22 protein-coding genes and 1 tRNA gene are annotated in these 17260 nt (G+C 68.1%); 13 read left to right on the forward strand and 10 right to left on the reverse strand.

Translation table 11 applies throughout. The annotated features are described in order from the left end of the window. Window positions 1-202: 202 nt before the first annotated feature. The 4 genes from Q8N10_RS15150 (at window position 203) to Q8N10_RS15165 (ending at window position 3075) form a co-directional block, all read left to right on the forward strand. Window positions 203-601: a DUF983 domain-containing protein gene (locus tag Q8N10_RS15150; protein ID WP_370690235.1), complete on the forward strand. Its 399-nt coding sequence runs from the start codon at window positions 203-205 to the stop codon at window positions 599-601. 185 nt (window positions 602-786) lie between these two features. Then, complete coding sequence (locus Q8N10_RS15155) at window positions 787-945, forward strand: DUF3309 family protein (RefSeq protein WP_304781084.1); 159 nt, start codon at window positions 787-789, stop codon at window positions 943-945. A 72-nt stretch (window positions 946-1017) separates the two neighbouring features. Further along, the gene (locus tag Q8N10_RS15160) at window positions 1018-2346 is read left to right on the forward strand and encodes an MFS transporter (RefSeq protein WP_304781087.1); all 1329 of its coding nucleotides are present in this window, start codon (window positions 1018-1020) and stop codon (window positions 2344-2346) included. Window positions 2347-2349: 3 nt separating this feature from the next. Then, window positions 2350-3075 carry a DUF599 domain-containing protein gene (locus Q8N10_RS15165; protein WP_304781090.1) on the forward strand — a complete coding sequence of 242 codons (726 nt, stop codon included), beginning with the start codon at window positions 2350-2352 and terminating at the stop codon, window positions 3073-3075. Here the strand turns inward: Q8N10_RS15165 and Q8N10_RS15170 are convergent. Further along, window positions 3072-3410: an MmcQ/YjbR family DNA-binding protein gene (locus Q8N10_RS15170; protein WP_304781093.1), complete on the reverse strand. Its 339-nt coding sequence runs from the start codon at window positions 3408-3410 to the stop codon at window positions 3072-3074. The genes Q8N10_RS15165 and Q8N10_RS15170 overlap by 4 nt on opposite strands. 170 nt (window positions 3411-3580) lie before the next feature. On the opposite strand from Q8N10_RS15170, the gene Q8N10_RS15175 reads away from it, so the two are divergent. The 3 genes from Q8N10_RS15175 (at window position 3581) to Q8N10_RS15185 (ending at window position 5565) form a co-directional block, all read left to right on the forward strand. Then, window positions 3581-4498 (forward strand): lipopolysaccharide assembly protein LapB, encoded by a 918-nt coding sequence (locus tag Q8N10_RS15175; protein WP_304781096.1) that lies wholly within the window; start codon window positions 3581-3583, stop codon window positions 4496-4498. Between the two features lie 17 nt (window positions 4499-4515). Continuing rightward, window positions 4516-5427, forward strand: coding sequence for a hypothetical protein (locus Q8N10_RS15180; protein ID WP_304781099.1), 912 nt, complete (start codon window positions 4516-4518; stop codon window positions 5425-5427). Window positions 5428-5475: 48 nt separating this feature from the next. Further along, window positions 5476-5565: transfer RNA gene (locus Q8N10_RS15185), tRNA-Ser, on the forward strand. A 95-nt stretch (window positions 5566-5660) separates the two neighbouring features. Here Q8N10_RS15185 and Q8N10_RS15190 read toward each other — a convergent pair. From Q8N10_RS15190 to Q8N10_RS15200, 3 genes are read right to left on the reverse strand one after another with little or no spacing between them, the layout of a single operon-like run. Then, entirely contained in the window at window positions 5661-6104 is a 444-nt protein-coding gene (locus Q8N10_RS15190) for a nucleotide-binding protein (RefSeq protein WP_304781103.1), read from the reverse strand. Beyond that, window positions 6046-6873, reverse strand: a complete 828-nt coding sequence (locus tag Q8N10_RS15195; protein ID WP_304781105.1) for a hypothetical protein — start codon at window positions 6871-6873, stop codon at window positions 6046-6048. The genes Q8N10_RS15190 and Q8N10_RS15195 overlap by 59 nt, the downstream gene beginning before the upstream one ends. A 6-nt stretch (window positions 6874-6879) precedes the next feature. After that, a complete protein-coding gene (locus Q8N10_RS15200) occupies window positions 6880-7260 on the reverse strand; it encodes a surface-adhesin E family protein (RefSeq protein WP_304781107.1) in 381 nt (126 codons plus the stop codon). Between the two features lie 209 nt (window positions 7261-7469). Between Q8N10_RS15200 and Q8N10_RS15205 the strand changes: the two genes are divergently transcribed. Next, window positions 7470-8399 carry a MarR family transcriptional regulator gene (locus Q8N10_RS15205; RefSeq protein ID WP_304781110.1) on the forward strand — a complete coding sequence of 310 codons (930 nt, stop codon included), beginning with the start codon at window positions 7470-7472 and terminating at the stop codon, window positions 8397-8399. 142 nt (window positions 8400-8541) lie between these two features. Here the strand turns inward: Q8N10_RS15205 and Q8N10_RS15210 are convergent, their stop codons facing one another. From Q8N10_RS15210 to Q8N10_RS15230, 5 genes are all read right to left on the reverse strand, one after another. After that, window positions 8542-9384: a tetratricopeptide repeat protein gene (locus tag Q8N10_RS15210; RefSeq protein WP_304781116.1), complete on the reverse strand. Its 843-nt coding sequence runs from the start codon at window positions 9382-9384 to the stop codon at window positions 8542-8544. A 39-nt stretch (window positions 9385-9423) separates the two neighbouring features. Then, entirely contained in the window at window positions 9424-9918 is a 495-nt protein-coding gene (locus Q8N10_RS15215; RefSeq protein WP_304700222.1) for a hypothetical protein, read from the reverse strand. Then, a complete protein-coding gene (locus Q8N10_RS15220; protein WP_304781118.1) occupies window positions 9915-10517 on the reverse strand; it encodes a response regulator in 603 nt (200 codons plus the stop codon). The genes Q8N10_RS15215 and Q8N10_RS15220 overlap by 4 nt, the downstream gene beginning before the upstream one ends. Before the next feature lie 338 nt (window positions 10518-10855). Continuing rightward, window positions 10856-11995: a hypothetical protein gene (locus Q8N10_RS15225; RefSeq protein WP_304781119.1), complete on the reverse strand. Its 1140-nt coding sequence runs from the start codon at window positions 11993-11995 to the stop codon at window positions 10856-10858. A gap of 8 nt (window positions 11996-12003) precedes the next feature. Then, the gene (locus tag Q8N10_RS15230) at window positions 12004-12399 is read right to left on the reverse strand and encodes a Zn-ribbon domain-containing OB-fold protein (protein ID WP_215342494.1); all 396 of its coding nucleotides are present in this window, start codon (window positions 12397-12399) and stop codon (window positions 12004-12006) included. Window positions 12400-12523: 124 nt separating this feature from the next. Between Q8N10_RS15230 and Q8N10_RS15235 the strand changes: the two genes are divergently transcribed. The 5 genes from Q8N10_RS15235 to Q8N10_RS15255 all read left to right on the forward strand — a co-directional run bounded on the left by Q8N10_RS15235 (window position 12524) and on the right by Q8N10_RS15255 (window position 15890). Next, window positions 12524-13006, forward strand: coding sequence for a DUF1810 domain-containing protein (locus tag Q8N10_RS15235; protein ID WP_304781121.1), 483 nt, complete (start codon window positions 12524-12526; stop codon window positions 13004-13006). A 9-nt stretch (window positions 13007-13015) separates the two neighbouring features. Further along, on the forward strand, window positions 13016-14101 hold the full coding sequence (gene rsgA, locus Q8N10_RS15240) for a ribosome small subunit-dependent GTPase A (RefSeq protein ID WP_304781123.1): 1086 nt from the start codon (window positions 13016-13018) through the stop codon (window positions 14099-14101). 110 nt (window positions 14102-14211) lie between these two features. Then, a complete protein-coding gene (locus tag Q8N10_RS15245; protein ID WP_304781124.1) occupies window positions 14212-14532 on the forward strand; it encodes a hypothetical protein in 321 nt (106 codons plus the stop codon). Window positions 14533-14867: 335 nt separating this feature from the next. Further along, window positions 14868-15431, forward strand: a complete 564-nt coding sequence (locus Q8N10_RS15250; protein WP_304781125.1) for a hypothetical protein — start codon at window positions 14868-14870, stop codon at window positions 15429-15431. A 12-nt stretch (window positions 15432-15443) separates the two neighbouring features. After that, window positions 15444-15890: a hypothetical protein gene (locus tag Q8N10_RS15255; protein ID WP_304781127.1), complete on the forward strand. Its 447-nt coding sequence runs from the start codon at window positions 15444-15446 to the stop codon at window positions 15888-15890. A gap of 4 nt (window positions 15891-15894) precedes the next feature. Here the strand turns inward: Q8N10_RS15255 and Q8N10_RS15260 are convergent, their stop codons facing one another. Next, window positions 15895-17256, reverse strand: coding sequence for a VWA domain-containing protein (locus tag Q8N10_RS15260; RefSeq protein ID WP_304781129.1), 1362 nt, complete (start codon window positions 17254-17256; stop codon window positions 15895-15897). Between the last annotated feature and the right edge of the window lie 4 nt (window positions 17257-17260).

A 17260-nucleotide genomic window follows, 5' to 3' on the forward strand; every position in this document is an offset into this window, starting at 1 on the left:
CCGTCCTGAAATTCATGAGCCTTCTCCGCGCCTTGCTCCCGAGCAGGTTGCGCGGACGACGCCTTCCCGCTGGCGCGGTGGGACCTAACGACGCGCCCATCTGGGGGAACTTCAAGCCCCGCCTGGGATTGCGAAGATCATGTTCCCGATGCGACCGCCCGCCACCTTGGACTCCCAGGGTCCCGATACACATATGGCGGTCATGTCCCGTCATGAACGCCCCACCCTTGTCCAAGCCATGATCCGCGGCCTGCGCGGCCGCTGCCCCCATTGCGAGCGCGGCAGGCTCTATTGGAAGTACCTGAAGGTCGAGCCGCGCTGCCAGGTCTGCGGCCACGACATCGCCCAGTACCCCGCCGACGACGGCCCGGCCTATTTCACCATCCTGATCGTCGGCCACCTTCTGGTGGCGCCGCTGCTGCTGTTTCCGATCATCTGGCAGGCGCCGGCAGCGATCATGCTGCCCGCCACCCTGATCCCCCTGGCGGCCGCGACCCTGGCCCTCCTGCCCCGGGTGAAGGGGGCCTTCATCGGCCTGCTCTACGCCCTGAAGGTCAAGGAGCAGGACGCCCATCTACACACCGCCGATATCGTCGACTAGGTCCGCTGGAGCGTGACAGCCTGAAGTGGGGACCGATTCAGGCGCCCGTCACGCTCCTATTTTCGAAGGAGCCCTTTCCTTTCAGATTCTCTGGAAGGAAAGGGCTCCGGCAACCTTAACCGGCGGCGCCCGTTCTCAAGCTTGATCGCCTGGCCACCCGGCCAGGCTCTTGGGAGGCTTGAGCCATGTCGCTGGGGACCATTCTACTCATCATTCTCGTGCTCGCCCTGATCGGCGCCCTGCCCACCTGGGGTCACTCGCGCTCCTGGGGCTACTTCCCCTCCGGCGGCCTGGGCCTGGTTCTGGTGATTGTCCTGGTCCTGGTCCTGATGGGCCGGATATAGCGCAAGCGCCCTTCGCCTGAACGCAAAGACCCTCTAGCATTCCCCCCAAAGTGAGTTCGTTGGGGGGGATGCATGACGGTTACCGAGAGCGGCGGAGAACTTTCGTCAGAGGCCATGGCGCCGGGGCTCACCTCGATGCAGCGGTTCAGGGCCATCCTGGGCGGCTCGGCCGGCAACTTCGTCGAATGGTACGACTGGTTCGTCTACTCCTCCTTCGCCCTCTATTTCGCCAAGCACTTCTTCCCCAAGGGCGATGAGACCGCCCAGTTGCTGCAGGCCGCCGCGGTGTTCGCCGTCGGCTTCCTCGCCCGGCCCATCGGCGCCTGGTTCATGGGCCTCTACGCCGACCGCGCCGGCCGCAAGGCGGCCCTGACCGTCTCCGTCTCCATGATGTGCGCCGGCTCCTTCGCCATCGCCATCATCCCCGACTATTCGATGATCGGCACCGCCGCCCCGGTGGCCCTGGTGCTGGCGCGTCTCGTCCAGGGCCTGTCGCTGGGCGGGGAGTACGGCGCCAGCGCCACCTACATGTCGGAGATGGCCGGCAGGAAGCGCCGCGGCTTCTGGTCGAGCTTCCTGTTCGTCACCCTGATCCTGGGCCAGCTCACGGCGCTCGGCGTCCTCATCCTGCTGCAGAACATCCTGTCGCCGGAGGATCTCGCCCAATGGGGCTGGCGCATTCCCTTCGCCATCGGCGGGGTCCTAGCCATCGTGGTGTTCTGGATTCGCACCGGCCTGGAGGAGAGCCAGTCCTACCTGACCGCTCAGGCCGAGGGCGCGGAACGCTCGCGGACCATGCTGCTGTTCGTGAAGTTCCCCAAGGAGACGGCGACCATCTTCGCCCTGACCTCGGCCGGGTCCTTGGCCTTCTACGCCTACACGACCTACATGCAGAAGTTCCTGGTCAACACCTCGGGCTTCACCAAGGACATGGCCACGGCGATCACGGCGGCCGCCCTGCTGGTCTACATGATCGCCCAGCCGGCCTTCGGGGCCCTGTCGGATGTCGTGGGCCGCAAGGCCACCCTGCTGGCGGCCTTCCTGCTCGGGAGCATCTTCACCTATCCCATCTTCTCGAGGATCGCCGTGACCTCCGACGCCACCATGGCCTTCGCCCTGATGTGCGCCCTGGTGCTGATCCTCTCCGGCTACACCGCCGTCAACGCGGTGCTGAAGGCCGAGCTTTTCCCAGCCCATGTGCGGGCGCTTGGCGTCGCCCTGCCCTATGCCACGGCCAACGCCATCTTTGGCGGCACCGCGGAATATGTCGCCCTGTGGTTCAAGAAGGAGGGCATGGAGAGCGGCTTCTATGTCTATGTCGCCTCCATCATGGCCATCGCCTTCCTGGTGGCGCTCACCCTGCGCGACACCAACAAGCACAGTCTGATCATGGAGGACTAGGGCATGCCGCTCTCGCCCCTGGACCTGACGGCGCTCCTCGTCTTCGCCGTCGCCTGGCTGGCCTATGAGCCCCTGCTCAAGGCCGCCGCCCGGGGCCGGGGGGCCATCAACACCGACCTGACCCTCATCCGGCTGACCTGGATGAAGAACATGGCCGGGCGCGAGAACAAGTTCATGGACGGCCAGCTGCTGGGCCACGTCCTGAACTCCGCCTCCTTCTTCGCCTCCTCCAACCTGATCCTGATCGCCGCCGCGGCGGGCGTGCTGTTCGGCGGCGAAAGCACCTTCCGCTCGGCCTCCAGCCTGGTGGTGATCAAGACCTCCACCCGCCTGCTGTTCGAGTTCCAGATCGCGCTGGTGTTGGTGGCCCTCGCCCGCGGCCTGCTCGACTTCATCTGGGCCATTCGCCAGATGAACTATTGCATCGCCGTGGTGGGCGCGGCGCCCGACACCGAGGACCAGGCCTTCAAGGACCGCTATGGGGAGGCCGCCGCACGCCTGCTCAACCCGGCGCTCTCGGCCTTCAACGCCGGCGTGCGCGGCTACTATTTCGCCCTGGCGGCGGCGGCCTGGCTGTTCGGACCCATCAGTTTCCTGGTCGTCACCCTCGGCGCTGTCAGCCTGCTGATCTGGCGCCAGCGCCATTCCAAGGCCGCCGCCGCCATCCGCGAGCTCCGCGCGCTGCTGGGAACTGGTCCGGTTCCTCCCGCTGCGGGTGAGGAACGCTAGAGCCCCAGCTCCTTCCGCTTCGCCCGGGTCAGCTTCGCGGCGATCAGGGCATGGGCCGTCTTCAGCCAGTCGGCCGCCTCGTCAGGATCCAGCCGGTCCGGCTCGTCGAAGGACACCCACTTGGCCCGGGCCAGATAGGGGGCGGGCTTGGCCATCCCGCTCTCCGTCATCACCTCGTAGGCGAGGTCGGTGACCTTGAACATCAGCCGCCCGCCCAGGCCGACGATGGCGAAGATCTTGCCGCCCACCTTGTAGACGTCGCTGCCGCCCCACTGGACCACCTTGGTGGCCCCTGGGAAGCTCAGGGCGCAAGCCTCCAGCTGCGCCGGAGTCACGGGGGCAGGCCCAGTTCGCGCCGGCTGGCCTTGTCGAACTCGGCAGGGGTCATGGCGGTCCTTGTGGCTGGAGAGCTCAATATACGGCGAGGGTGCGCCATTCGCCCACCACCCAGCTGACGTCGCGCACAGGATATGACACTGTTATGCGAACGCTCAGGGAGGCGATGATGGGTGACAGACTGCGCGGAGCGCTGGTCCTCGGGGCGATGCTCAGCCTAGCCACGACAGGCATCGCCTGGAGCGCCGGCGGAGGTGGCGGGGGCGGCGGCGACATGCCCAGCATGTCGGCCCCGACCTACGATCCGGCCGCCGAGTATGTGAAGGGCGTCGAGGCCCTCAACGCCAGCAAATTCAAGGACGCCGAGCGCGCCCTCGGCCGGGTCGTCGACGCCCTGCCCCAAAACGCCGAGGCCTGGCGCCTGCTGGGCCTCGCCAACGCCGGCCAGAACGACCTGAAGGGCGCGCGCCGCGCCTATGAGAAGGCCTTGAAGCTGGAGCCCGACAGCATCGAGGCCCGTCGCGGCCTCGGCGTGGCCCTGGGCGGTCTGAAGGACGCCAAGGCGCAGGCTCAGCTAGACTGGCTGAGGGCCCGCGCCCAGGTCTGCGGAACCTGCGGCGACGCCCCCGCCCTCGGCGCGGCGGTGAAGGCCGTCGAGAGCGCCATCGCCGGCGCCGCGGTGGCGGCCTCCGGCTCGCTGCTGCTGGCTGTCCCCGCCGCCGGGGACCGCGCCTATCTGGCCGCCGTCAGCCTGATCAATGAGCGCCGCTATGATGAGGCCCTGGCCTCCCTGGCCGCCGCCCGGGAGGCCCTGGGGCCGCACCCCGACATCCTCACCTATCAGGGCTACACCTGGCGCAAGAAGGGCCAGCCCGAGCAGGCCGAGGCCTATTACCGCCAGGCCCTGGCCATCGCGCCCGATCATCGCGGCGCCACGGAGTATTACGGCGAACTGAAGGTGGAGCGCGGCGACCTGGCCGGGGCGCGGGTGATGCTGGCCCGCCTGGACCGCATCTGCGCCTTCGGCTGCGCCGAGGCCGAGGAACTACGTCGCTGGATCGACGCCGGCCGCGAACCATCAAGCTAGCCACCGCCTTCGCCCTCATGGGGATCGTCGCGGTCCAGGCGGCCGATACGCCCCTGCGCGCCCAGGCCTGGCTGGCGCCCCAGGCCGATCTCGTGCGCGCCCTGACGACCACCCCGCCGGAGTGCCTGTCGCCCGCGACCGGTCCCGAGGCCCGCCTCGCCGTGGAGGTGGGCCGCGCGGCCTTCCGCACCCCGACCGTCCTGGGGGGCCAGGCCGCCCGCGCCGGACTGACCTGCGAGACCTGTCACCGCTCAGGCCGCGACAACCCCGCCTTCCTGTTCCCCGGCGTCTCCGGCCCGGCCGGCACGGCCGACGTCACCTCGTCCCTGTTCAGCTCCCATCGCGGCGACGCGCTCGATGACCCTCGGCCCATCCCCGACCTCAGCCGCGGCCGCAGCGGACTCAAGGTCGCACCTGAGGACCTGCCGCCCTTCATCCACGGCCTGATCACCCAGGAGTTCGACGGCCGCGAACCGCCCGCCGTCGTGCTGGCCGGCCTGGTCGCCTATGTCCGAGCCCTCTCGCCCAGCGCCTGCCCCCGCGCCGGCGCTGTCCCCGTCACGGTGGCCAGCCTGATGTCCGACGTACGACGCGCCCTCGCCGCCGCCGACGCCCTGGCCGCCCGTGGCGACCGTCCCGCCGCCGGGGTGATGATCGCCGCCGCCCGCGCGCGGCTCGGCCTGATCGACGAGCGCTACGCCGCCCTGCCCCGCGAGCGCAGGCGCCTGCGGGCCGCCGACACCCGCCTGTCGCAGGCCGCCCAGGCCCTGCGCGAGGACCGCCCCGACGCCCGGCGGCGGCTGGCCGAATGGTCGGCCGACAGCGTGAAACTGGAGGCCGCGCTCACCCGCCGCGAGGGCCGCTCCCTGTTCGATCCCGACCATCTTGCCGCCGCGCTCGGACGCCGCTTGCCCGGGCGAGCTTCCTGAGTATATTGCGCGCCTTCGCGACCGACCTCCGGGCCGTTCGCGACGGCCGGTGAGGTGGCGGAGTGGTCGATCGCGCACGCTTGGAAAGCGTGTTTAGGTGAAAGCCTAACGAGGGTTCGAATCCCTCTCTCACCGCCAAAATCCAAGCGGTCTTTTTTAGTCAATGAAATCAGCCCCCTGGGGCAAAGCGGACTGTGCCGCGTACCCCGGAACGTACCCCGCTGAGTACCCCCTCAACGCAGAAGCGCGTCGTGATCGATGGGGAGACCGGCCACCCTCAGTTCTCGGGCAAGTTCTTGTTTCCACGTGGCCCCCGCGTCGAACGGCACGTAAGCTACTGCCTCGAAATCTGAGGGCCGCTCGACACCAGGGGCGACGAGTGCACAAACCCTGCTCGCCCCGATCAGCCCGATGAAGAACCCGAGCTCGAAGACGACGTTCTGTCGCGCTCGTGCGCTGGGGTGGCTTTTAGTATCGCTTGCCAGTCGTCCCAGGTCGTCAGCAGTCATCAGGACCACCGCAAATGCTGCAGCTGATGCTTCCTCAATGAACTTGGCCATCAAGGTGCGGCCGCCATTCGGTTGTTCGTGCAGGATGATCACCTCGAGCCCTAGTCGCTCAAGAAACAGAGTGACGCTGGCCTTCGCGCCGTCGTCGCGCCCGTGAACTAGGAACACCCGCTTCTTGATGTCTTCGCTCCGCGCTTGTGGGCCAGCGCGCGAACTGGGCGCATGGGCAGCGCCTGTGCGTGGATGCTCGGGTGTCCACAACGTCCAGCGCCAAGCACATCAGACCCAGGATCGCGGCTATGTAGAGGACGAAGGTGGCCTTCACGAAGTTGCCGAGCCGGGCGCGATTGGCCACGATCTCCATGCGCAGGGTGGCGTAATAGCTTGCGCCGTCGGGGAGGGACGGGTCGCCGAAGGTGGTCGGATGCATGGCGACGCCCGCCGTGTTGCGAAACCCGGTCAGCCGCCACCCCGGCGCCTTCACCCCCGGGTCGAGGCCCGAGTTGCGGCTGTCGGCGACATAGCGAAGGCTCCGTTCGTCCAGAACCGCCTCCTCCACCAGGATCTCCAGAGCCTGGCGGTCGAAGGGATAGTTCTGGAGGTCGAAGTCCTGCCGGAAGACGCCGGAGATCTTGCGCGTCGACCACCACTTGCCCCCCCTTTGCAGGGTGGCGTCGAGGCCCTCCTCGGTCTCCGCGGCGTTCAGGAACTCCAGGCTCTCAAGCGGGTTCAACTCGCGCTCGGGACAGACGCTCCACATCCAGAAGTCTGCCTTGAACGTGCCCTCAGCGGCGTTGATGTCGTGCACGGACACGAACCAGGCGCCCAGGCGGCAGGTGATGGCCTGCGTGGGGGCGGCCAGGGCCCGGACGGGTGCAGCCGCCAGCATCAGCAGCCCCAGGATCGCCAGGGCGAGCGCACGGTGCGGAAACTTCATGGTCAGCTATTGGCAGACCTTGGCGTGGATGGCGCTCGCCCCGGAGCCCGGCGTAATCGGCTTGACCGCGCCTGACGCGGGCTGGTTCCATAACACTGCGCCCGCGGCGTCGTAGGCGACATTGCCGAGATCGGAATAGACATTCCCGGCGCAGTTGATGGACATCTTCTCCACCATGGCGCTGACCATCACCGAGCCAGAGGCCTGCGGCGGGTTGAACTCCGCCCGCATTACGGCGGTCACCACGCCGTTCGCGCGGGTGACGGTGGCCGGGTCATAGAAGATGGTCTCGGGCCCAGTCACGGCCAGGGGGGTCCACGTCTGGGCCTGAGCGGCGGCGGCGCCAAGCAGCTGGCAACCCAAGCCGAGAACAAGAAGGCGGCGCATGAATATCTCCTGCCGTTTACTCAGTTCGGTCGGCAAGAATGCCGATTGGCGAGCCGACAGCAAGACCGGCCCTACCCGGATCGTGGGCCTTTGCAATCCCTGATGGCTCACCCCACGAGACACAACTCGCTAGATTGCAAAACATCGTTATGCGGGCTTGCCGAGGGGTAGCCTCGCCGGTCTATGGTCAAGCTTGGGGGGCCGGGACCATGATCCACATTTCCGAGGCGGCGAACTCGCGGCGCAACCGGCTGATCTTCCGCTGCGTCCTGGAGTTCCTGCTCGACGAAGGCCGCAGGCTGATCGACCGGCACGGAGGCGGCTTCACCCGGGGCGTTGTCCATATGGCCGTGGCGCAGGCTTCCCGGAGCCCGGGCGGAAATGTTCGCGGCGGCATCAGTGTCCGGGCTATCGCTCAGTCCCTCGGGCTCGCCTATGAAACCACCCGCCGCCAAGTCGCGGTCCTTGAGTCCGCGGGTCTTGTAAGCCGAGCGGGGGACTCCGGGGTCACGATAGCCGCAGGGGCTCCCGCACCGCCTTTGGCTTGGGACCTGGAGCGATGCGAGGGCCTGCGCCGCCTGATCGCCGATCTCAAGGGTCTCGGCTACGCTTTCGATCCTGGCCCTGGCGCCACACCGCAGCGGGACGAGGACCTGGCTGCGCCCCTGGGCGCTCTTCTGGACGCCTTCATTTTGCGGGTCCTGGAGGCCGGCGTCGCCCCGTACGGCTCGATGCTGGACGCCTTGATCTTCTCCGGCTTGATCACGACGAACGCTGGCGACATCACCTATGATCGCGAACTCGCTCAGAAGTACGCTTGGTCCAATAGTCCGCCGCCGGATGAGCTGCGCCGGCCGGTCACCATAGCCGAGCTTTCCGAGAGGCTGGGCCTCCACCACGAGACCATCCGCCGCCATGTCGTGCGCTATGTCGCTCAAGGCTATGTGGCGCGCACGCCCGGCGGCTACCTGTCGAGCATGAGTCGGCAACAGTCGCCGGAAATCCTGCAGGGCGGCCAAATCATCGTTCAGCGCTTCCTGCAACTGGTCCAGGCCGCCCGCCAGATGGGGCTGGACGTCGAGGCCATCAGTCCCAACGTCCGCGCGCCCACCCGGCGCGGGGTGACGCTAGCGACTTAGAAGTGCGCCTTGAGACCTGCCGAGACCACCCCATTGCCGTACCCGGCAAACGCATCGCGCCTGACGAGCGCTCGCTTGCGACGTCGCAGGCTGACGGGTGTTCCGGCCCGATGGAAACCTGGCGGCCTGTCGCCCGCGCGCCCTACCCGCCCGTCATCTCACGCAGGTCGCGTTCGGCGGCGATGTAGCCGAAGGCGAAGCGGCTGCGGCCCTGCAGGATCTGCTCGAATACCTCGCGGGCGAGGTCGGCCTGGCCATTGTAGAGATACCAGTTGCCCACCCCGTAGCCCTGGGTGGCGTACAGGGTCTCCAGGTCGTGGATCACCTGGGAGCCGAGGTCGGGGGTCAGCAGATCCTGCGGCTCGAATTCGCCCCGGTACATCCGCAGGCGGCGATAATAGGAGGGGCCCTCGACGAAGGCCTCATCGGGCAGGCCGTGCGGGATCGAGGCCAGCACCTGCGCGGCGGCGGCCTCGTCGCCCCGGCGCCGCAGGGTCATGTAGAGCCAGTCGTTGCAGGCGGTCAGCCCGTCGTGATCATCGGCCCGCACCCAGTCCAGGCAGCGGCGATAGGCGGCCTCGGCGGCGTCCCAGTCGCCCAGCAGGTAATGGGCCAGGGCCAGATGATACCAGGTGTTGAACTGGATGCTGGTGGGGGGCACCGGCAGCTCGTTGTCCTTGCCGTCCGGCTCGATCCATTCGGGCTTGCCCTCCAGCAGCTCGGCGGCGCGGGCCAGGTCGGCCAGCCCCTCGGCGAAGCGCCGGGTCGACAGATAGCGGTGGCCGCGCTGGCGCAGGAGTTCGAAGGAGTCGGGGAACCGCTCCAGGCCCTCGCTGAACACCGCGATCGCCTCTTCGATCTGATAGCGGAACCCCAGCACCCGGCCGCACCAGACGGTGTTGGGGAGGGAGGGGTCGGCCTGATAATTGGATCGGGCGCTCTCCAGGGTGCGGCGGGAGCGTTCACGGATACTGTTTTCGGTCATGCCCCCAGTGAAGCGCCTGGGGCCGGACACGTAAAGCCCTTAGCCGGCCGCGGCGCTCGGAGCCTCGGGCTTGGCGTAGCGCTGGCTGACCCGGCGCAGGCCCTCGAGGATCGCCTTGGTGCCGTTGCTGTCCTTGCCCGCCTCGGTGTGCAGCAGCAGGCGGAAGGCCCGCAGGTGCACGGCCACGGCGTTGGGGTCCCAGGTCTTGCGGGTCTTCAGATAGTCGGTGAGGTCGGCCAGGCTGACCAGGGCGGTGTCGATGGGCGCCAGGCCACAGGCCGTGGGCACACCGATGGCGGCGCTGGCGATGGCGTAGAGCTCCTCGGCGACGGCGGGGTCGTACTCACCGTTGGCGCGGCCCGCGCACAGCTCGGCCTGGTCCAGGGTCACCCGCAGTTCGTCCAGGCACTCGGCGCGCAGGCTCTCCAGCCCCGCCCCGGCCCGCTTGACCGCGTCGGCGACGGGAAGCCCGCCGGGCGTGCGCAGCAGCTTGGCCAGCCGCACCACCGGAACATGGATCTTTACCGCGCTCAAAGGGTCACCCGTCGTGTCTTCAGCATGCCGTCGATGCTGTCCTGTTCCATGTTGGGCTCGCTGGCCTCGCCGACATCGCCGACCAGGTCGTCGCGCCGCCGTCCCACCTGGCCGGCCGGCACGCCCTCGTTCTTGAAGCGTCGGTCAGGGCCCATATAGCTGTCGCACTCCACGAACCGCCGGCCCTCGCGGGCGATCCACAGCACGCGCTCCAGCACGGCGATGGGGGTGAGCGGCTTGGTCATCACGAAGTGGGCGCCGCAGTCGCGGGCCTTCTGCACGGCGCCGCCCGGGGTATGTCCCGCAGTCAGCAGCACCGGCGCGTAGCAGTTGGGTTCGATGCGCGAGCGGCGCAGCCAGCTCACGAAGTCATAGCCTTCGCCGCCGGGGCCCAGCGCATCGGCCACCACCAGGTCCAGCTCGACCTTGGCCACCAGCCCCTGGGCTTCCTCAACGTTCTCGGCCCGGTGCAGCACCTTGGCGCCGAAGCCGGTGAGGATCTGCACCAGGATGCTCATGCCCATGGTCGATTCCTCGAGGATGAGCACGGAGGCCCGCTCGAGGTTGAACCGGGCGCGAGAGTCGGGGCTGAGACCCATTCTGTCCTTCGAACCGGGCTTGGGTGCTTCCCTAAGGCCCGGTCATCTCTTGCGTTTCGCCGTCAAGTGCGACGATTCACTGTGACCAGAGAGGGTTAAGAAGACCTTCCAAGGGGTGCGACAGGGCGCCCCACAGGCAGGGCTTGCAGCCAGCGACCCTGGGTAGATTTGGGCGTCTCCTTTCCTCCCCCGTTCCGCTTCGCTTCACAGGGGAGGAAAGGCAAAAAATGCTGCGCAGTATTCCCGCAGCAAAACGCCCTCCCCGGTCTCCCGGAGAGGGCGAAATTGCTGCACTCCATGCTGCGCAGCATGGAGTGCGGTAAGTCGTTGATTAAGCTCTACGCTTCGTTGCCGAAGATCACCGTGCCGGCCGCGGCGAACATGCCGCCCACGCCCTGGCAGACGCTGATCTTGGCGCCGTCAACCTGGGCCGCCGCGGTGCCGCGCATCTGACGCACGCTCTCCATCAGGGCGTACATCCCGTACATGCCCGAGTGCATGTAAGACAGGCCGCCGCCGTTGGTGTTCATGGGCAGCTTGCCGCCGATCGCGGTGTTGCGCTCACGCACGAAGTCCTTGGCCTCGCCGGGCTTCACGAAGCCCAGGTCCTCCAGGCCGTACAGCGGCAGGTGGGCGAAGGCGTCGTAGATCATCAGGTGATCGACGTCGGCGTGCTTGATGCCGGCTTCCTCGAAGGCCTTCTTGCCCGAGACGCGGAACGCCTTGGAGGAGTTGAAGTCCTCCATCTGACTGACCATCGGGGTCTCGACGCTCTCCCCGGTGCCCAGCACATAGACCGGCTTGTTGGGGAAGTCCTTGGCCCGGTCCGCGCTGGTGATGATCAGGGCCCCGCCACCGTCGGTGACCAGGCAGCACATCAACATCCGGAAAGGCCAGGCGATCATCGGCGAGTTCAGCACGTCGTCGACGGTGATCGGGTCCTTGAACGAGGCGCGCGGGTTCAGGGCCGCCCACTCCCGCTGGATCACCGACACCGTGGCCAGGTCCTCCTCGGTCACGCCGTAGGTCTTCATGTAGCGAAGCACCGGGATCGTGAACATGGTGGGCGGGCTGGTGACGCCGTAGGGCATTTCGAACTGGCCCATCAGCGAGGTGGCGTTACGGCCAAAGCCGCCGGCGCCGACGCGCGAACGGCCCGATTCCCCGTGGGTGATCAGGATGGTCTTGGCCAGGCCCGCATTGATGGCGGCCGCCGCGTGGCGGACGTGCAGCATGAAGGAGCAGCCGCCGACGCTGGTGCCGTCGGCATAGGTGGGCGTGATGCCCAGATACTGGGCCAGTTCGACGGGGCTGACCCCGGCGGTGGCGACGCCGTCGATGTCCGAGGGCTTCAGCCCCGCGTCCTTCATAGCGTTGAGGGCGGCGTCGGCGTGCAGACCCAGGACGGAAACGTCCGGAATCTTGCCCATCTTGGTGGTCTCTGCGGCCCCGACGACCGCGACTGATTTCGGTTTCATATGCGTTCTCAGCCCTTCGCCGGTTCGAACAGGGGAAGGGAAATGTCGTCGGTCTGCTTCTCGAACTTCACCTGGACCTTCATGTCCAGCTGCAGGGCTTCCGGCGTCTGCGGACAGCCCACGATGTTGGTCATCAGACGAGGACCTTCATCCAGCTCCACCACCGCGATGGAGTGCGGCTCCGTGCCCATGTCGGGGCGCGGACGGTGGTTGATGACGTAGGAGTAGAGGAAGCCCTTGCCGCTGGCGGCATAGACCTCGACATCGCGCGATCCGCACTTGGGGCAGAACGGGCGGGGCGGGAAATAGCTGTGGGTGCATTCGGTGCAGCGCTGCAGACGCAGTTCGCCGTCCTTGCAACCCTCCCAGAAATGCCGGGTCTCCGGCGTGGGTTCGGGCAACATTCGAGCCATATGAAAATTCGTCCCTGATCAAATTCGTCTTGGCCCTCGAAACGAGGGCGCTGCAACAAACCCGAGGTTGGCCCGCTTGTCGATTGTTAACGTCGCCCGATGTGAGGCCAACCCCATGGAAATTTCGTCCGATCTCGCCCGCTTCGTCGAGGCCCAGGCCCCGGTGATCGACGCCGTCCGCGCCGAACTGGCGGCGGGCGCCAAGCAGACCCACTGGATGTGGTTCGTCTTCCCGCAGCTCGCGGGCCTGGGCCGCAGCGCCACGGCGGCGCACTTCGCGATCCACGGCCTGGAGGAGGCCCGCGCCTATCTCGCCCACCCGGTGCTGGGGCCGCGCCTGCTGGACTGCACGGCCCTGGCGACCGCCATCCAGGGCCGCACCGCCCGCCAGATCTTCGGCGCCCCGGATGACCTGAAGTTCCGCTCCTCCATGACCCTCTTCGCCCAGGCCGCCAGCGACCCCACGCCTTTCCACACCACCCTCACCAGATACTTCTCCGGCCAGCCTGACCCCGCGACCCTGAACTTGCTTTCCTCCCCCGGTCCGCTCCGCGCCACAGGGGAGGAAAGGGCGCCCATCCCCACCGAAAGGCGCTAGATGCGTCTGATGTCTGAAAGCGTGATCGCGCAGTATGGATGGTCCAACCGCCTGGCCCTGGCCTTCGCGCCCCAGGCCCAGGCCGGCCACACCCCGGCGCGCGTCGTCGCCCAGCACCGCGACGGCTATCTGGTGGCGACCGACCAGGGCGAGCTGCGGGCCAACCTGTCGGGCCGCCTGCACCACGAGGCCCAGGAGGCTGAGCCGCCATCGGTCGGCGACTGGGTGGCGCTGGCGCTGAACCCGGCCGAGGGCGCGGCGACTATCGAGGCGGTCCTGCCCCGTCGCACGGTGCTCACGCGGCGGGCCGCCGACAGCCTGGGCAAGCTGCAGGTCATCGCCGCCAATATTGATGTGGTCTTCGTCGTCAGCTCGATGAACGCCGACCTCAATCCACGCCGGATCGAGCGCTATCTCGCCGCCGCCTGGCAGAGCGGTGCCCGGCCGGTGGTGGTGCTCACCAAGTCCGACCTGTCCGACGATCCGCAGGGCCAGGCCGCGGAGATCGTCGCCCTGGCGGCCGGCGCCCCGGTGCTGCTGGTCTCGGCCCGAGACGGCGTGGGTCTCGAGGCCCTGCTGGCCCAGGTCGCGCCTGGCGAGGTCTGCGTGCTGATCGGTTCGTCCGGCGTTGGCAAGTCCACCCTGGTCAACGCCTTCCTGGGGCAGGACCGCATGACCATCGCGGCGATTCGCGAGGCCGACGACCAGGGCCGCCACACCACCAGCCATCGGCAGCTGGTCCTGCTGCCGGGCGGCGCCCTGCTGCTCGACACGCCGGGCATCCGGGAGGTGGGTCTGATCGACGCCGAGGACGGCATGAGCGAGGCCTTCGAGGACATCGAGCAGCTTGCCGGAGACTGCCGTTTCAACGACTGCGGCCACAGCCACGAACCGGGCTGCGCGATCCAGGCCGCCCTGGCCAGCGGGGCGCTGGACCCGGCCCGCTGGGCGAACTTCCAGAAGCTGGGTCTTGAGCTGGCGGCGGTGGAGCAGAAGGCCGACCGCATCGCCAAGGCCACCGAACGCGGCCGCCTCGCCGCGCGTGCGAAAACCTACCGCGCCACCAAGCGAGACCACCGGGGCGGCGCCGACTGACCCTGGCGTGCGCCAGGCCGCGTGGCCCTACACTCGAATGTTTTTTCAAAATAAGGCCCTCGCCGCGCGATGAACGCGTTAGGGAGAGGCCAAACCACGAAAGATCAGCCATGCCCGCCTACACCATCGTCACCACCAGCGCGGCCCAAGGCAGCGACGCGGCCGAGATGAACACGCTGACCGACGACTTCACCGCCGAGGCCGAAGCCGTGGGCTATTCGCGCCGCATGGCCGACGAAATGCTGGGCCTCGCCAGCCAGCTCTCCCTCGACTTCGACTACAGCAATGTCGCGCTCTATGACGGCGACCTGCTCGACGAAGACCTCGATCCCGACCACCCCGCCCTCATCGGCGTCTGGGTGCTGGACGAAGACGGCGCCGCCTTCGTCCCCGCCGACGAGTTCCGCGAAGCGGTCACCGAACCCGCCTGATCCGACGACGGGCTCTCTTTCCTCCCCCGTTCCGCTACGCTGCACAGGGGAGGAAAACTCCAGCGCACGCCCGCAAGCTTGGCAGCCGGCGTCCCACACCTATATCGCCCCTGACACAGAGGGCGCCGCCGTGACGGAACAAGCATTGAAGCCAGGGTTCGAGATCCACGGCGACGCCGAGGCCCTCGCCCGCGTGTCGCCCCTGGCTCCTCCCGGTGTGAGCACTCAGCTAAACTGAGCCCCCACACATCGGGACCAGACACCTAAGGCTCCCCCAGCTTGACCGCGCGCGCCGTCCGAATGACTGTACGGCGAGGCTGGAAGGAGGCTGGCGCATGTATCGATCCATCACAGCGCTCCTAGGCGTCGCCCTGTTGCTGGCAAGCCAGACCGCCGTCGCCCAATCGTCCGTGGCGCCGCCCGCCGTGGCGCCATCGCCCCCCCCCGCCGTGCCCTGGTGCCCGCCCGGCCAGACTAAGACCGCGGCCGGCAAGTGCGTGGCGCCCGCGGTGGCCCCTCATGTCGCGCCTGCCCAGACGCCTACGATCTATCAGACGGTGGGCGGCGTTCGCACCGCCATTGCTGGCCCTGGAGCGGCGTCCGCGCAGCCGCCCGTGGCCGCCAAGCCCCTCGCCGCCGTACCGCTTCACGCCGCCAAGCCCTCGGCGACGGCCTATGCCAAGCCGGCGGTCGCGCCCCCGCCGGTCGCCGCGATCCCGGCCGCCAAGCCACCGCCCTTCAACATCGCGATAGGCGAGCCGAGCGGTGACTGCGCGACCCGAGGGCCGAAGCTGATCCATGACAGCCGCTCACCGGGCGGCTGCGCGCCTTGCCCGCGTGGGCGCGTGCCCAACACAGCCCGCCAGGCCTGCGTCATCCCAATCCCCCGCCGCTACTGACCGAGATCCGCCATGCGCAGCCTGCTGATCACCACGACCCTGTTGGCCCTGGCGAGCGCCGCCCCGGCCCTGGCCCAGTCGTATGCCCACGCGACCTCGCAGTATGACGACCGGGACGACAGCCACGCTCCTCAGGAGAGCCGCCACGACGATCGCCAGCACAACCGCTACGACGACCGTCAGGGCTCGCGCCACGATCGCGGCCAGGCCTATGACGGGCGCGGCGCGGCCCCCGGCGGCGGCTACGGCTATCGAGACAACGGTCAGGGCGCCTATGGCGACCAGGACGCTTATCAGCAGGACCGCTACCGGCCGGCGTCGCGCCGCCACCATCGCCGCGCCAGGGCCTCCGCCGTCAGCCGCTACACGGCGGCCGGTCGGCCCGTCTATTACAATGACGGCATGATCCGCACCGGCCGCGACTATCCGGCCGGAACCGTCGGATTGAACGGCTACTAGCTCGCTAGTGCGGGATGTAGGTCCGCAGCACGTCCTCGATGATCCGCTCCAGCTGGCCTAGCGTATTGCAGGGCTTGGCCACGTGGCAGAAGCGTTCGTAGCGGTGCATGACGCTGTCGCCCTGGCCCCAGTAGCTTTCGGGCTCGGGGTTCAGCCAGATCATCGCCCGGCAGCGCTTCTGGATCGTGGCGAACAGGTCGATGCGCGGGTCGGCATAGTTTGACCGCGCGTCGCCCAGGAAGATCACCGTGGTGTGGCGGTCGATCTGGTCCAGGTGCAGGTCGCAGAAGTCTTCCAGGCTCTTGCCGTAGTCGGTCTGCTGGAAGCCGATCTTCTTCAGCACTTCGAGGATGGCGGTCTCGACCTTGTTGTCGTCCATCAGGTCGTTGACGCTGATCATCCGGCCGGAGAAGGCGAAGGCGTCCATGCGGTCCACCACCTCATTGAGGCTGTAGAGGAAGGTCAGCAGGAACTGGGCCGCGGCGGCGACGGATTTCGAGACGTCGCAGATGGCCACGATGTTCGGCTTCTCGACCTTCTTGGTCTTCCAGATGATGTCGAAGGGCATGCCGCCATAGGCCATGGACTTGCGCAGGGTGCGGCGCACATCCAGGTGGCCGAGCTGGGCCTTGCTGCGCCGGCGCGAGTAGCGGTCGGCCAGACGCTTGGCCATCTTCTTCACCAGGGCCTGCATCATCACCAGGTCGGCCGGATCGATGCCGCCCTCGGCGTTCAGCGCCTTGCGGGCCAGCAGCTCCTCGCGGAGGTTCTTGCCGCTTTCGGCGGCATAGAGTTCGTGCTGGCGGTCGACGAAGCGCTGGGCCTCTTCGGTGAGCGCCTTCTTGCCCGACTCCAGCCGCGCGACCAGGGCCTGGCTGCGGGCGTCCTCCAGCTTCTTGGCCGCGGCGATGATCTGCTCGATCTCCGACAGGCCCATCTCCTCCATCATCCGCCGGGTCAGGCGGCTGCGCTGGGTGGACAGCCGGATCGACGAGACCTGGGCCCGCTCGGCGGCGGCCTCCATGGCCTGGGCCAGGGCCGAGACGTCGCCGTTCAGCAGCATCTGGGCCAGCTCGGAGGCCTCGACCTCCGGCGGCATGCCCTCGGGTTCGCCGTCCTCACCAGGCGGCGGGGGCGGTTCGAGCTGGAAGGTCTCGCGGGCGAAGAAGGTCTCGAAGGTCTCGTCGAACCGGGTGACCTCGGCGGCGGTCTTGGCCAGGGTCGCGCACAGGGCGTCCTTGAACAGCTCGCGGTCGGCGAAGCCCACCGTGGCCACCGTCAGGTGCGCGTCGATCGCCTCGACGGGCGAGACCTTGACGTCCGCGGCCCGCAGGGCCCGGAGGAAGTCTTCCATCGCGCCTTGCATGGCG

The organism is Phenylobacterium sp., from assembly GCF_030693625.1.
Taxonomy (GTDB): Bacteria; Pseudomonadota; Alphaproteobacteria; order Caulobacterales; family Caulobacteraceae; genus Phenylobacterium; species Phenylobacterium ferrooxidans.